The organism is Streptosporangium sp. NPDC050284, assembly GCF_044459525.1.
GTDB lineage: Bacteria > Actinomycetota > Actinomycetes > Streptosporangiales > Streptosporangiaceae > Streptosporangium.
The window spans coordinates 173,716-186,069 of record NZ_JBITIZ010000004.1 but is presented as its reverse complement, the minus strand read 5'-3'; the positions used below and the strand labels follow the sequence as shown (position 1 = coordinate 186,069).

Below are 12,354 nucleotides of genomic sequence, written 5' to 3'. Positions count from 1 at the left end.
GCCGCGGCCCCGCTTCCCCCGGGGGTTGGCCGCGGCCCCTCACTCCACCCGCCGGCTGACCCTAATTACCCCCCCCCCCCCCCCCGGGGGGGCCCCCCCCCCCCACGACATGGTTGATCTCCGGCTCTCGAGGTCGGCGACCGCTTGGAACTGATCGAAAGTGGTGGATTCCTCGGGGATCATGGACGCGGCCCCCATGAAGATCGAACGCGGGCGGAGTGCCGCGGAGTCGCTGCGGGAAGTGCAGATCGCTGGCTGGCGGCCATCCTCCGTGAGGGGCATCCCCGATTCGGAGTACCACGTTCTTGGTGACGCCGTGAGGTGTCTCCGCCGCGCCGGGCGTCGCTGTGTCCCAGCGCGAAACCACCACGCAGGTTGCTATCAACTGCATAGCATGTGACTCTTTTGCTATGAGCGTGGATGAGAAGAAGCATGTGGAAGAGAAGAAGGCGACAGCGGTGGCCGCGCTCCGTGCAGCGCACAAACACCTGGGCGAGGCCAGGGACGGCGTGGTGCAGTCCGTGGTGGACGCGCGGCACGTCAAAGCGCCGTGGCAGAGAATCGCCGACGAACTGGAGATCGCACAGCCCAACGCGATCCGCAAGTTCAAGCCATCCCTTGACGAGCGGGAGCCGAAGCAGCGGTGGGAGAACGAGGCGGATCCGGTGACGCCGGCGCTGCTCGCCGTGCGGCGCGCCCACAGGGCGCTCGTCGACGCCGAACGTGCCGAGGTGCGGGAGGTGGCCGGCGCCCGCAGCGCGGGCGTCACGTGGGGAGCGATCGCTGAGGCGGTCGGCATGAAAGAGCCGAACGCGGTCGTCAAGTACAAGCCGATGCTGGAGGAGAAGCGCATCTTCACGGTGCGAGAAGATGCCGGGCCGGCGTAGCCGTCACCCCGCGCGGTGCCCTCGGCGAGCCGGGGGCACCCACTGTAAGTGATCTTCCTTGTGGGGTGTCGGCCTGCGATTTTCCCGAAATTCCTCGCAGCCCCAGTGAGTATCAAAACCATAGTCGAGTATGTGATTGATATAACAAAAGCTCGCTATTCACGGAGAGAAGCATGAGCGTCAAGACCACCGCCCCCACCCTGGTCGAGAGCATTCACGCCCTCTATGCCGCTCTTGGCGCCCACCCTCTGACCCGCGAGAACCGGGCCTTCATCGACTACCTCGTCCGCCTCAACGCGCCCACCACCTTCCTCAACCTGGCCCACAAGCTGATCTTCGAAGGGCGGGTCGTCAACGGCCTCCCGGAGGCGCTGCGGGGTGTGGAGTTCGCCGATGACGAGAGCGCCTTCGTCGCCCGCATGGGCGCCGACGGGACGCCGGAGCCTTCCTCGACCTCGCCGTGAAGGTCCGGGCCGCCTGACGGCCACTATGGCGGGCTGTGGCCCGCCCTCGCCTCCCTCCCACCTCAAGCGATCGGAAGGAACATCATGGACTTCGCCACCGGAACCTACGTGTGCGCCCGCGAAGAGGTCGAGTGGCTCGTCGCCGACATCGCCACCGAGTTCAAGGCCCACCCCGGCTACGGGCCCCACCTGATGGAAGAGGGGTTCGACGACCGCCAGTAGACCATCGTCTGGGAGGAAGGCCCCGGGGAGTGGGCCTACCGCGCCGGCGACCGGGTCACCGCCCCCGCCGGGACGTTCCTGGAGCCTGTCAGCTACTACGTGCTGGCCGTCTGCCTCATCTGATGGCACCCCGTGCGTGAGCGTATTTCCGCAGGTAAACCACCACAACCTTTGTACTATCAAAGTAGTAAATTGCTATGATTTAGATATAAGAAAGCGCTTCGTAGCCACTCCTGGAGGACGCCGTGACCGTCGCAGCCATGACCAGCAACCAGCGCACCATCAAGTGCGAGGACGTGCGCACCGCGCTCTGCCACTTCGACCTGATGTGGAGGCTGTACGCCAGAGGCCAGAGTAACCGGGGAGAGCTTGACGAGGCGCGAACCATCGCGATCACCAGGGTTGGCCACTACATGCTCGACCTCGCCAACGAGATCGAGGGCGAGGACGCCACCACCATGCGAGCCCTGGCCGCCCAGCTGCAGGCCCGAAAGTCGCTCAGCCCCCACCAGCTCGCCGCCCAGGCCGGCCTCGCCGAGCGGCTCGCCCGCCTCACCTGATCGTCCGGGAGGGGGCCGCCAGCCCCCTCCCGCTCCGAGAAAGAGGACAGGTCGTGAACCAGACTCCAAAGCGCACCCAGACGAAGACCCGGCCCCTCGGCCTCACGTGCCGTACCCTCGCCCAGATCGGCCGGCACGTCCTGGTCGGCATGGACGTCAAAGACGCCACCGTGAAAGCCGCAACGGACGTTAAGGCCGAAGCGCTTTCCGAGGGCTGGCCCGAATACAGCGCCACCGCGATCGCCGTGTTCGTCGTGAGGGCCGGCGCGCAATGGGTGGCCGGCCTCGCCGCCACGGAGGCCCGGCGATGACCGCGCACATCTTCCTGTCGTCCAGTTTGCCGAACGACCGCGGTGTAAGAATCGTCCCGACCTGGGGTTTCACGTCGCGAGCATGTCTGCGACGTCAGCTCACAAGTTGTGTCCGATCCGTTGAGAAGCCCCATGGGACATGTCCGCGGCGGCGAGGTGGTCATGCAGGGCCGCGTGGCGGAACTGATAAATCGGGCCGACGGCACGCAGCAGCCCCAGGCGGTGGGCGTCGTCGAGGAAGTTCGTGAATCGCCAGGGAAGCCGGCGCTGGAGGGCTAGCCGGGTCACCGCGATGGTGCAGACCGGCCACGCATGATGCTTGCCCATCACGAACCCGGCCCCGAGCCCGGCCCCGAGTCCAGCCCCGAGCCCGACCATAAGCCCTGACACGAGCCCGAACACGAGCCCGACCGCGAGCCAGACCACGAGCCAGACAAGGAGCCCGGATGCGACCAATCGCAGAAGGGTAAGCGCTCTGTCGGCTCGCCAACTGGAGCGGGGTGTGCTGGTCGATGTGAGCGTGGGTTGTTCCGCCCAGGTGATCAGCCCGTATGCCAGTGTGCTCCCGAGCCAGACAAAGAGCCCGAATACGAACCCGGCGACTAATAAATCGAACTCGGGATAGAAAGAGATCCCATCGCCGACCCTGAACATCGGCACGCATCCGACCGCGAGCCCGGACACGAACCAGATCCCGAGCCCCTTCGTGAGCCCGAACTTGAGGGTGCCTTTTATAGAGCGGATGAGAAAGGATGTTCGTCCGTGCAGGCGCAGGTCTGCGTAGCCAGGTTGTTCGTTAACCCAGGACCTAGCGCGCACGAGCCCGATCGCGAGCCCGATCGCGAACCCGATCGCGAACCCGATCGCGAACCCAAGCGCGAACCCGAGCCTGAGCATGAGCTCGGGATCGGGCACGGTCCCGAACACCCCGATCCCAAGCCAGGGCCCGAGCACGAGCCCGACGGGCCCGAGCACGATCCCGAGCGCGAGCCCGGTCGTGAGCCCGATGGTTGACCGGATGTGGGGTGTGGTGCGGGCGATGTGCCACCAGGTGATGTCGCGGGTGGTGGCGGGGGGGAAGGTGCGGGCCAGGTAGGTGAGGTGGCGGCGGGTGGTGTCGGGGTCGAGCTGGTGGCGGGGCCGGAAGTGGTCGGCGGGGTCGGTGCTGGGCGGTCGGGCCGCGATGACGGCGGGGATGACGTGGTCGAGCAGGTGGGTGCGTAGCGCGTCGGCGTCGGCGCCGAGCGGGCCGGTCAGGGGGGTGGGTTCGGTGCCGGGGGTGACGTAGACGGTGCGGATCAGCCACAGGCCCAGCGGGGTGGCGGCGAGCCGGGTCAGGCCGGGGACGGTGTCGGAGCGCAGAGCGGTCAGGGTCTGCCTCCAGACGTCGGATGGGGATGCGGGGAGGCAGGCGGTCAGATAGTCGGCGGCGGCCTGCGGGGTGATGGGCTTGGGGACGATGACCGCAGCGGCGGTCAATGGCCGGCCGACTTCGCGAATGGCGGTGGTGAACTCGGCGCGGCGGCTGGTGAGGATGAGCTGGTCGCGGGCGGTCATCGAGGCGTTGAGCGCGGCGACCACCTGGGCGCGGGCAGGTGCGGGGATTTCGTCCAAGCCGTCCAGAACGGGCAGGATGTGACCGCCGTCGGCCAGCGCAGCGGCGGCACCTGGGCCGAGCTGAGAGGCTTTCAGGGCCGGGTAGTCCTGGGCCAGGCGGACGGCGAGCCAGTCCTGCAGCCGGGGATGGGCGTTCGTGTCCCAGCCGGAGACCGGCAGCAGCACCGGCACCGGCACGATCTCCCCCTCAGCCGCTGCGATCTGGTCGGCTTCGCGGGTGGCCAGCAACTGCAGCAGCAGCTGGATTGCCAAGGTGGTCTTGCCCATGCCCGCGCCGCCGGTGATGACCAGCCGCCGCCGCGCCAGGCTGCGGAAGGCGTCGGCCAAGGCGGCGATGTCGTCGCTGCGGCCGGTCAGGGTCAGCTGCGCCTCGGCGGTGATCAGGCGGGGCTGGCTCATCACCGTCTCGTCGGCGATGAGCTGCCAGCGCACCGGAATCGGTTCAGGGTCGTCCAGCAGCCGGTGGCGGGCTTCGGTGCGCCACTGATGCTCCACCAGACCGGCCAGCACGTGTGCGGCGGGGTCCACGGCGCTGCGCGCGTCGGTGCTGGCATCGGCGCGGGTGGTTGCGGAGCGGCGGGCCCAGACCACCACCGTGCCCGCCAGCGTGGCGGCCGCTAGCATCACGGCGGCAAGATCGGCCCGGTTGACTTTGTCTTCTGGATCCAAGACCCGCCAGACCACAGCTACCATCGTGCCTGCCGCCAGGACCACTAGCGCGGCGAAGAGGACTCTCCAGCCGATCTGGCGTCTGTTCACGCCGATATCTTCACCTTTGCCAGGCGATCTGGCAGTAATTCACGCGAATTCGTGGCGAGTTGGTCGCTTGTCATTGAGGGCTGTCGTGCTGGTCTCATTATCGGCAGGGTGAAAGGCCGAGTGCGGCCGATCACGATGCCGAGCTGACGAGACTCGCGACCTGCTGCCGGATCGCAGTGATGTTCTCCGGGGTGAGTCCGGTGGCGCGGCCTGTCGGCGAGGCCGGTCCGGTGATGACGACGAGTCCGAGCAGGCGCAGGCGGACGCCGTGCTGGTGAGCGAGGGCGGTGGCGTAGGGGTTGAGGGGCCGGTTGTTGGCGCGGCCGTCTTCATCCAGCCACATGTCCCAACGACGCGCTTCACGTCCGAGGGCGCGCACCTGGCGTCACCCTCCGGCGCCGCCCAGCTCGACCTGTTCGCCGTGACCCAGGGGAGGGCCGTGTGAGCGTCGTCCTGCCCGACCTGCACCCCGTCGCGCCCGAGGCGCTGACCCGCCACCACATCATCCGCGTCACCGCCTCAGAGATCCTCGCCGCCAACGACGTGTACGGCTTCGTGCGCGCCACGAAGCACTTCGGCGGTGGCTCCTGGCGAATCCGCTGGGAGGCCGCCGTGGCGGTCGCCCCCGGCGAGCCGAGCACTGGAATCCTGCACGTGCGCCCCGGAGAGGCCGTCTCCTGCGTGTCCCGGGCGCAGTGGCTCCGGCTGCCGCGCCGCCTCACCTTCCGCACCGTCACCGAAGGAGAAAAGCGATGATCATCAGCATGACGTGCCTGCAGGCGCGTGCCCACCGCCGTCAAGGGCGCGCCGCGCTCGCCCTGGCCGACCTGCTCACCGAGGAACTCCCCGTCCTGCTGTGGCAGGTGCAGGCCGCGGAGCACGCGGCGGGCTTCCTGCTCGGCGTCCGCGACGACGGAGACCCGGCCAGCCGGGTCGACGCGGTCGACGAGTGGGCGCGCCGCCTGGGCGTCACCCCGTCATGGGAGAAACTGGCCGGCCACGGTGGCGAGTACCGTGCGGCCGGCTGGCACCTGGGCGCCCGGGTCACCGTCCGCGCCTGGCTTGAGGAGTCCCCGCTGGAAGTGAACGCCTGATACTCGCCACGATCGTGGCCCGGCGGCAGAGGTCGCCGGGTTCGCCCGGGCCGACCCGAGCGCGCCGAGCCCGCGGCGGTGGCCGCCGCGGCCGGGGGTGAGTCTGGGAGACCGTCGCCGCCGGGCCGGGCAGCGAACAACCGGACGCCGCCTGCGCGTACAGCCCCCGGGGCTGGGGGTTCCTCGCCGCCGGGCCGGCCGATCCCTGCACCTTCGGGCCGCATAATTCCCCGTATTTTTTCCGTTTTCCCCGCCAAAACAGAGAGTATCAAATACATAGAAAGGTATGATTTAGATATACAAATTCACTACTTCACCACCTCCGAAAGGGGAACCCTCGTGGACCTCATCGCCACCCTCTCCGCCGACCTGTGCACCCAGCTCCTCGCCCCCGACGTCGCCGAGCTTCGCGCTCAGGCCGAGCGCCTCCACGAGCGCGTTCCCCACGCGGTGGTCGTCACCTTCATCGAGCAGGGCCTGGCCGCCGCGGGCGACAACCCCCGCCTCCTGGAGTGGAAGGTGGCCAGCGCGCGCGAGGCCAACCGCCTCCTGACCGCCGACCCGGACGAGCTGGAGCAGCTCGTCTAGCCGGCGAAGGCGGGAGGCCGTGCGGCCTCCCGCCTTCGCCCCGAAGACCATCCGCCCTTATCTCAAGCGAGCACGAAGGAGTCGTATCCCATGACGGTCATCTGCAGCGCCCCCGGCCTCGACCACGTCCACTGGGTCGGCCGCCCCGGCGAGCGGTTCATCCTGGAGGATGCTTGCGTCGCGAGCGACTTCGGCTACATCCGGTCTGACACCGGCACCGACCGCCTGTCGCGGCTGTCGGACCTGCACCTGTGCGGTCCCGAGACGGGCGACCCGCTCGGCGCCGTCAGCGAGCAGGAAGCACTCGAGGAAATGCTCGCCGACCTCGAAGAGGAGGCCGACCCCGACACGATGCCCCTGCGCGAGGAGCTCGGCTCCCGCCTCGCCCACATCGCCGCCTGACCGGCTCCCGCACAGAGAGGCCAACATGAATCCGATTGACTTCGAAGAGGCCGCCGCCCGCATCGCCCAGGCCCGCCGCGAAAAGGTGCGCCAAGCACTCGGCGGCATCGAGCTCTCCCCGGACGAGCACCAGCTCGTCTGCGACCTCGCCTGGAAGGGCAAGTCGCAGGAGCTGATCTCGCTGATCGATAAGGTCCGCCAGGCCGAGCGCTGCGAGCGTGCCGAGCCGGCGCCCACCCTGGGCGGCGCGACGGGCTTCGCGTTCAACCCGGCGAACGAGGAGAGCAAGGCGGCGATTGTGGCCGCGATCCACCGTGAGCGCGGCGCGGTCGTCCGGGCCGGGTGGCCTGGGCTGCCGGTCGGCTGGCTTCCGGTGCGGGACGCGCCGTCACTGCACGAGCTGGTCGCCGAGGGCCGCGTCGAGCTGGTCACCATCACCGCGGCGAGCAAGACGGTTCCGGGCAGGCAGGTCGAGTACGGGTACGTGCGCATCGCGAAGGAGGCCGGGCCGCCCCGACGGTGAGCCGGTGAACGCCACCCCTGACGGGTGGGGAAGGACGCCAGATATCCAGCGGACATTTCTGCTGGTCAGACCCCCAACCACTGTACTATCAAAAGCATAAATTGATATGATTTCGACATAAGCACGGTAGTCACCGCCACTTCCAAGGAGTCGCCATGTGCGCCCAGATCAACACCGAGCCCTTCGAGTTCAGCCACGGCGCCAAGCCTCGCGGCGAGGGCAACTGGTTCTTCGAGGGCGCCGGCGGCACCGTGATCAACCTGGTCGGCCGGTACTCCGAGCAGGCCGCCAAGCTGCCCGCCGGTACCTGGAAGGTCCTCCCGTAACCAGCGGTGGCCGCCCCCCGGCGGCCACCCCTTCCGCCCGCTCCGATCGCTTCCTCACCGAAGGAGTTCGCATGTCCGCCACGACCGAGAACAAGCCTCAGAGCAAGGCCCGCGCCAAGCGCGCGGCCGCCCCCAAGGCCGCAGCCGGAAAGAAGGCCAAGGCGCAGCCCGCCGCGCAGAAGCAGGCCGCGCCCGCAGTGTTCACCGGCTTCCGCGTCGACCGCGACGAGTTCGCCCACGCCGTCGCCTGGACCGCGCGGTCCCTGCCCTCTCGCCCCTCCGTTCCCGTACTGGCGGGCATCCGCCTCGCCCTGGCCGACGGCCGGCTGCGCCTGTCCGCGTTCGACTACGAGGTGTCGTCCGAGGTCACCATCGACGCCGCCTTCGACGGCGCCGCGCAGCTGCTGCTGCCCGGCCAAGTCCTCGCCGAGATCGTCCGCGCCCTGCCCGCCGAGCCGATCGACGTCACCGTGAACGGCACCAAGCTGGTGATGGTGTGCGGGGCGGCCCGGTTCACCCTGCTGACCATGCCGGTCGAGGACTATCCGACGCTGCCGGAGATGCCGCCCACGGTGGGGCGCGTCAGCGGGGCCGTGTTCGCCGCCGAAGCGGCCCGCACGGTCATCGCGGCGGGCTGCGACGACGCGCTGCCGATGCTGGCCGGCGCCCACCTGCACTTCACCGGCGAGACGATCACGATGGCCGCCACCGACCGGTACCGGCTGGCGGTCGACGAACTCGCCTGGCGGCCGCAGGCCCCGGACTGCGCCGCCACGGTGGTGGTCCCGGCGAAGACGCTGGCCGCCGCCGCCAAGGCGTTCGCCGCCGTCGACGAGGTGGAGATCTCGCTGTCGGTCGACGCGACGCACGGCGGAGGACTGGTGGGCCTGTCCGGCGGCGGCCGCCGCACCACGATCCGCCTCCTGGGCCCGGAGTTCCCCAAGTACCGGTCGCTGCTGCCCGACAGCTTCACCGCGCACGCCGACCTGCCGGCCGGCCCGTTCGTCGAAGCGGTCAAGCGGATCGGACTGGTTGCCGAACGCGGCACCCCGGTTCGGCTCCGCTTCGACGGCGACCAGGTCACCATCGAGGCTGGCACCGGTGACGAAGCGCAAGGGGTGGAGTCGCTGGCGGTGAAGTGGAGCGGCGAGCCGATGACGATCGCGTTCAACCGCGGCTTCCTGCTGGACGGGGTCGGGGCGTCCGGGGCGGCCACGGTCAGGCTCAAGATGAACGACGAGGTCAGCCCCGCCGTCCTCGTCGGCGTCACCGAGGACGGCCAGCAGGCCCCCGGCTACGAGCACCTGGTCATGCCGATCCGTCTGGCGAGCTGACCTGCGTCGCCCGCCTGGCAGACGACGCCGGGCGGGCGGCCGGCGTGCCGGAGCGCGTTCTCCCAGCTCAAACACAACAAAATTAGACTATCAAGATCGATGTTTGCTATGATTTTGATATAAGAAATCGGGCTTTTTCACCAGGAGGTCATCATGGGCGCCCACCCCTTCACCGACTACATCGCAACGCTCGACGTGGAGGCCGCCTACTGGAAGGCCGTCGACATGGCCATCAGCGAGTACGGCCGCGACCCTTACAACGGCACCATCTCCACCACCGACGGCTACTTCGTCCTCGACGCCCCCCCGGCCACCCTCACCGAGGCATCCGAGACCTTCCTCGACCGGCTCGACGACCCGCGCATCGAGCGCCGCGGCGACTGCGCCGCCTGGGCCATCCGCGACGAGGCCGGCACCCGCACCGGCTGGTTTTTCTTCGGCCTGGCCGCCAGCTAACCCGCCCCGGCCCGCCCGCCAGGACGAGCGCGTTCAACCGCGGCTTCCTGCCGGGCGGGGCCGGGCCGCCCGTAATCAGGCCCAAGGTGACCGGCGAGGCCAGCCCCGCCCTCCTCGCCGGCCACACCGAAGACGGCCGGCCGCCCCCGGCGCCCGAACCCCCAAACTGCTATCAAACCCACATGCTCCTGCGGTTGGGATATGACCGCGGAGGGTGTGGAGGAAGGCGACATGGCAGCCACCATCCAGCAGACCCGCCGCTTTCACCGGGTGCGCTACCTCGGCGAGGAATGGACTTTGCCCGTCGACGTGCTGGGCAACAGCAGGCTGGCCAGTTTGCTGCGCGCCGCCCGCGGATGGGGCCTGCCCATCACGATCAGCCCGGTGGCCCGCACGGAAACGGTGCGCGCCTGCACCTGGTGCCGCGCCCGCGCCCGCGCCCTGGCCTGGGCCGGACCCCGCCGGTATGAGCTGAACACCTGCGACGCCGCACAGTGCGTCGCCGGCCGCCGCGCCGTCCACGAACACGAACTCGACCCGCCGGCCCACGTCATCGCCCGCCTCGACCGGCTTCGCGACGCCGCCCCGGCCACCTGCCGGACCAGCCGCTCACAGCGCTTCTCAGACCCGTTCGCACCGCAGCCCTCTCCTTCCCACCCGGCCCCGCTTCCCAGGAGGTCACAGACGTGATCAGTTCGTTCCCTGTTTGCCCGTACGCGGTGCTGCTCGAAGCGGCCCGCCTCCTGGCCGGTGAACCGGCCCGCACCGCCCTGCCCGGCGACGGCGGCTTCCTGCTGGCGGCCCTCGCCCACGCCGCCGGTGTGCGCGCCCGCCTGTGGGCGTCGCCGTTCCCGCCGGAGCTCACCGGCGAGGAGGCCGCCCAGGCCGGTGTCGCCCTGTCCGCAGCGGAGATCCTCGCCGCGCACCTCGGCGTCGACCTGGGGATGCGCCGGCCGCGCGACCTGAGGGATCGGCCGGCGCTCGTGGCGTACTGCGAAACCGTCCGACGGCGGCTCGGCACGCCAGGAGCCGGGGGGCTGCCCGGCGGGCGGGTGCGGCTGGTCGCCGCACTGCGCGGCGCGGTCCCGCCGCCCAGCCAGGACGCGGCATGGCCCTGCGGCCTGGAGCCGCTCGCCTACCAGCTCGGCGACGGGCGGGTGGTGTGCGCGACCCGGTGCCTGCCGCACGGCCAGGCGCAGGAGCGGGCCGACGCCGGGCTGCACGTCGGTGATGTGCAGCCGTGGACGGTCGACCTGTGCTTCGACGACGAGGACCTGCGCTGCGACTGCTGTGGCGGCCTCCTGGTGCGGGCGCCGGTCCCGCCCGACGGCGACGACGAGTAGGCGCCTTGGCGGGGGTGAAGAAGCCGGCCGCCGTGGCGGAGCTGGTTTTTTCCTGCGATTCATCCCCGCCAACCCTGCACTATCAAAAGCATAGATTGATATGATAAAGATATGAAATTTCGACTTTTTCCCCTCTCCCGGAAGGCGCCGGCGCACCCGCTGCCCGTCGACTGCGAGGTCGCCATGCGCACGGCCATGGAGGGGACCCCGCACGCCCGGACCGCGGTCGGCAAGGTCGTCGGCCACGACCACACCGCGAACGAGGGCGCCCCCTGCGTCATCGTCACCTGGCTCGGACCCGAAGGCTTCACCGCCACCTACCACCTGGAGGCGCTGGTGCGCGTCAAGCGCGGCGGCGACGGCACCCCCCGCCCGCTCTGAACTGTCCGCTCCCCTTCTCCCGCCTGGAGGTTCCCATGATGATCCGTGACCGTCTCGTCAGCACCGGCAACGCGGAGGCCGACGCCTACCTGCGGGCGGGGCGTAACGTGCTGCCCGCCCAGTGCGTCGAGGAGTCCAGCCGCGCCAGCTGGCTCCGCGCCGTGGAAAACGACGAGAAGCGCAGGGGGTTCTACGGCGCGGCCGAGCGCCGGCAGCGGGCGGAGAAGCTGTACGACGCAGACCGGAACGCGCTGACCGTCGCCGGCCAGGCCGAGAAGCGGACCCGCGAGGCGGCCGAGCAGGCCGACCCGAAGGCCGCAGCCCTCGTCCAGGGCGAACTCCTCGCCATCTGGTCCGACTACCACGAGCTGCGCGAAGCATGTTCGTAAACCCGCCCCCCGGAGGGGCGCCCCCCCGGGAAGCCGCAGGCAGTCAGCCTCATCGCTTTTTGGAGGGACGTCATCATGCTCACACCGCGCACCGTCAAGGTCGCCGTCACCCTGCCCCGCCCACAGTGGGAACTGCTGCTGCTCGGCCTCACCGACGCGGCCGACCGGCTCTACGACCATGCCTGGAACTGCGAAGCCGAACACCAAGACCGCTGCGCCACCTGCGTCGGCCCGGCCCGCTCCTGCGACTACCGGCAGATGGAGCAGGCGATCCGCGCCACCCTCGACGGCAGAAACGGCCGTTTCAGTCTGATGTTCTCGGCTGCCGCCTGGGAGGTGGCCGCCGACGCCTTGCGCGAGTACCGCGCCGCCAACCCCTGGAAGGCCCGCCGTCTGCGTGCCCTGGCCACCCGGGTCGGCCGGCGCGTCCGCCGGGCCCACGGGGCGGGCGCCCGCACACCAGGCGCGCACGAGCGCGTGCTCCTGCGCGACGAGCTCACCGAGCTGGACGAGCAGATCAACGACTGGGGGCATGACCTGTTCGACATGACCCGCACCGTTGCCGCCCCTGAGGAGGAGTGGAACGCGTGGGAGGAGCTGCGCGGCGACCGTGCGGCGATCGCCGCGCAGCTCGGCCGGCGACCACGCGGACGGCGCGGCACCCGCGCCCGCTCTCGCGGCCGCCGCTGACGGCCCCG

20 protein-coding genes are annotated in these 12,354 nt (G+C 69.9%); 18 read left to right on the top strand and 2 right to left on the bottom strand.

All coding sequences use genetic code 11. The annotated features are described in order from the left end of the window. Window positions 1-410: 410 nt before the first annotated feature. The 5 genes from ACIBH4_RS11700 (at window position 411) to ACIBH4_RS11680 (ending at window position 2,444) form a co-directional block, all read left to right on the top strand. The gene (locus ACIBH4_RS11700) at window positions 411-887 is read left to right on the top strand and encodes a hypothetical protein (protein WP_362767210.1); all 477 of its coding nucleotides are present in this window, start codon (window positions 411-413) and stop codon (window positions 885-887) included. Between the two features lie 173 nt (window positions 888-1,060). After that, the gene (locus tag ACIBH4_RS11695) at window positions 1,061-1,351 is read left to right on the top strand and encodes a hypothetical protein (protein WP_362767213.1); all 291 of its coding nucleotides are present in this window, start codon (window positions 1,061-1,063) and stop codon (window positions 1,349-1,351) included. A gap of 84 nt (window positions 1,352-1,435) precedes the next feature. Next, window positions 1,436-1,573: a hypothetical protein gene (locus tag ACIBH4_RS11690; protein ID WP_362767216.1), complete on the top strand. Its 138-nt coding sequence runs from the start codon at window positions 1,436-1,438 to the stop codon at window positions 1,571-1,573. A 245-nt stretch (window positions 1,574-1,818) separates the two neighbouring features. Next, complete coding sequence (locus ACIBH4_RS11685) at window positions 1,819-2,133, top strand: hypothetical protein (RefSeq protein WP_362767219.1); 315 nt, start codon at window positions 1,819-1,821, stop codon at window positions 2,131-2,133. A gap of 53 nt (window positions 2,134-2,186) precedes the next feature. Then, complete coding sequence (locus ACIBH4_RS11680) at window positions 2,187-2,444, top strand: hypothetical protein (RefSeq protein WP_362767221.1); 258 nt, start codon at window positions 2,187-2,189, stop codon at window positions 2,442-2,444. Window positions 2,445-2,543: 99 nt separating this feature from the next. Here ACIBH4_RS11680 and ACIBH4_RS11675 read toward each other — a convergent pair whose 3' ends face one another. After that, window positions 2,544-4,820: an NACHT domain-containing protein gene (locus tag ACIBH4_RS11675; RefSeq protein ID WP_362767224.1), complete on the bottom strand. Its 2,277-nt coding sequence runs from the start codon at window positions 4,818-4,820 to the stop codon at window positions 2,544-2,546. 130 nt (window positions 4,821-4,950) lie between these two features. Then, on the bottom strand, window positions 4,951-5,163 hold the full coding sequence (locus ACIBH4_RS11670; RefSeq protein ID WP_362767227.1) for a hypothetical protein: 213 nt from the start codon (window positions 5,161-5,163) through the stop codon (window positions 4,951-4,953). 98 nt (window positions 5,164-5,261) lie between these two features. Between ACIBH4_RS11670 and ACIBH4_RS11665 the strand changes: the two genes are divergently transcribed. From ACIBH4_RS11665 to ACIBH4_RS11605, 13 genes are all read left to right on the top strand, one after another. Then, complete coding sequence (locus ACIBH4_RS11665) at window positions 5,262-5,576, top strand: hypothetical protein (protein ID WP_362767230.1); 315 nt, start codon at window positions 5,262-5,264, stop codon at window positions 5,574-5,576. Next, window positions 5,573-5,914, top strand: coding sequence for a hypothetical protein (locus tag ACIBH4_RS11660; RefSeq protein ID WP_362767233.1), 342 nt, complete (start codon window positions 5,573-5,575; stop codon window positions 5,912-5,914). The genes ACIBH4_RS11665 and ACIBH4_RS11660 overlap by 4 nt, the downstream gene beginning before the upstream one ends. Window positions 5,915-6,253: 339 nt before the next feature. Continuing rightward, window positions 6,254-6,502, top strand: coding sequence for a hypothetical protein (locus ACIBH4_RS11655; protein WP_362767235.1), 249 nt, complete (start codon window positions 6,254-6,256; stop codon window positions 6,500-6,502). Between the two features lie 90 nt (window positions 6,503-6,592). Then, window positions 6,593-6,904 (top strand): hypothetical protein, encoded by a 312-nt coding sequence (locus tag ACIBH4_RS11650; protein WP_362767238.1) that lies wholly within the window; start codon window positions 6,593-6,595, stop codon window positions 6,902-6,904. 25 nt (window positions 6,905-6,929) lie between these two features. Continuing rightward, window positions 6,930-7,427: a hypothetical protein gene (locus ACIBH4_RS11645; RefSeq protein WP_362767241.1), complete on the top strand. Its 498-nt coding sequence runs from the start codon at window positions 6,930-6,932 to the stop codon at window positions 7,425-7,427. Window positions 7,428-7,582: 155 nt separating this feature from the next. Then, a complete protein-coding gene (locus tag ACIBH4_RS11640) occupies window positions 7,583-7,753 on the top strand; it encodes a hypothetical protein (protein ID WP_362767244.1) in 171 nt (56 codons plus the stop codon). A 71-nt stretch (window positions 7,754-7,824) separates the two neighbouring features. Beyond that, on the top strand, window positions 7,825-9,087 hold the full coding sequence (dnaN, locus tag ACIBH4_RS11635) for a DNA polymerase III subunit beta (protein ID WP_362767246.1): 1,263 nt from the start codon (window positions 7,825-7,827) through the stop codon (window positions 9,085-9,087). A 153-nt stretch (window positions 9,088-9,240) separates the two neighbouring features. Next, window positions 9,241-9,543 (top strand): hypothetical protein, encoded by a 303-nt coding sequence (locus ACIBH4_RS11630; protein ID WP_362767249.1) that lies wholly within the window; start codon window positions 9,241-9,243, stop codon window positions 9,541-9,543. Between the two features lie 231 nt (window positions 9,544-9,774). Next, on the top strand, window positions 9,775-10,233 hold the full coding sequence (locus tag ACIBH4_RS11625) for a hypothetical protein (protein WP_362767252.1): 459 nt from the start codon (window positions 9,775-9,777) through the stop codon (window positions 10,231-10,233). Next, window positions 10,230-10,886, top strand: a complete 657-nt coding sequence (locus ACIBH4_RS11620; RefSeq protein WP_362767255.1) for a hypothetical protein — start codon at window positions 10,230-10,232, stop codon at window positions 10,884-10,886. Before ACIBH4_RS11625 ends, ACIBH4_RS11620 begins: the two co-directional genes overlap by 4 nt. 111 nt (window positions 10,887-10,997) lie before the next feature. Beyond that, window positions 10,998-11,267 (top strand): hypothetical protein, encoded by a 270-nt coding sequence (locus ACIBH4_RS11615; RefSeq protein WP_362767258.1) that lies wholly within the window; start codon window positions 10,998-11,000, stop codon window positions 11,265-11,267. Between the two features lie 35 nt (window positions 11,268-11,302). Next, window positions 11,303-11,656: a hypothetical protein gene (locus ACIBH4_RS11610; protein ID WP_362767261.1), complete on the top strand. Its 354-nt coding sequence runs from the start codon at window positions 11,303-11,305 to the stop codon at window positions 11,654-11,656. A 75-nt stretch (window positions 11,657-11,731) separates the two neighbouring features. Then, the gene (locus ACIBH4_RS11605) at window positions 11,732-12,346 is read left to right on the top strand and encodes a hypothetical protein (RefSeq protein WP_362767264.1); all 615 of its coding nucleotides are present in this window, start codon (window positions 11,732-11,734) and stop codon (window positions 12,344-12,346) included. The last annotated feature ends 8 nt before the right edge of the window (window positions 12,347-12,354 follow it).

What these genes read in the sequence shown, in the direction of transcription:
- ACIBH4_RS11695 (WP_362767213.1), top strand. Translation starts at nt 1,061, where the DNA reads ATGAGCGTCAAGACCACCGCCCCCACCCTGGTCGAGAGCATTCACGCC.
- ACIBH4_RS11690 (WP_362767216.1), top strand. Translation starts at nt 1,436, where the DNA reads ATGGACTTCGCCACCGGAACCTACGTGTGCGCCCGCGAAGAGGTCGAG.
- ACIBH4_RS11640 (WP_362767244.1), top strand. Translation starts at nt 7,583, where the DNA reads ATGTGCGCCCAGATCAACACCGAGCCCTTCGAGTTCAGCCACGGCGCC.
- ACIBH4_RS11670 (WP_362767227.1), bottom strand. Translation starts at nt 5,163, where the DNA reads ATGTGGCTGGATGAAGACGGCCGCGCCAACAACCGGCCCCTCAACCCC.
- ACIBH4_RS11630 (WP_362767249.1), top strand. Translation starts at nt 9,241, where the DNA reads ATGGGCGCCCACCCCTTCACCGACTACATCGCAACGCTCGACGTGGAG.
- dnaN (WP_362767246.1), top strand. Translation starts at nt 7,825, where the DNA reads ATGTCCGCCACGACCGAGAACAAGCCTCAGAGCAAGGCCCGCGCCAAG.
- ACIBH4_RS11700 (WP_362767210.1), top strand. Translation starts at nt 411, where the DNA reads ATGAGCGTGGATGAGAAGAAGCATGTGGAAGAGAAGAAGGCGACAGCG.
- ACIBH4_RS11660 (WP_362767233.1), top strand. Translation starts at nt 5,573, where the DNA reads ATGATCATCAGCATGACGTGCCTGCAGGCGCGTGCCCACCGCCGTCAA.
- ACIBH4_RS11625 (WP_362767252.1), top strand. Translation starts at nt 9,775, where the DNA reads ATGGCAGCCACCATCCAGCAGACCCGCCGCTTTCACCGGGTGCGCTAC.
- ACIBH4_RS11605 (WP_362767264.1), top strand. Translation starts at nt 11,732, where the DNA reads ATGCTCACACCGCGCACCGTCAAGGTCGCCGTCACCCTGCCCCGCCCA.
- ACIBH4_RS11645 (WP_362767241.1), top strand. Translation starts at nt 6,930, where the DNA reads ATGAATCCGATTGACTTCGAAGAGGCCGCCGCCCGCATCGCCCAGGCC.
- ACIBH4_RS11610 (WP_362767261.1), top strand. Translation starts at nt 11,303, where the DNA reads ATGATGATCCGTGACCGTCTCGTCAGCACCGGCAACGCGGAGGCCGAC.
- ACIBH4_RS11650 (WP_362767238.1), top strand. Translation starts at nt 6,593, where the DNA reads ATGACGGTCATCTGCAGCGCCCCCGGCCTCGACCACGTCCACTGGGTC.
- ACIBH4_RS11615 (WP_362767258.1), top strand. Translation starts at nt 10,998, where the DNA reads ATGAAATTTCGACTTTTTCCCCTCTCCCGGAAGGCGCCGGCGCACCCG.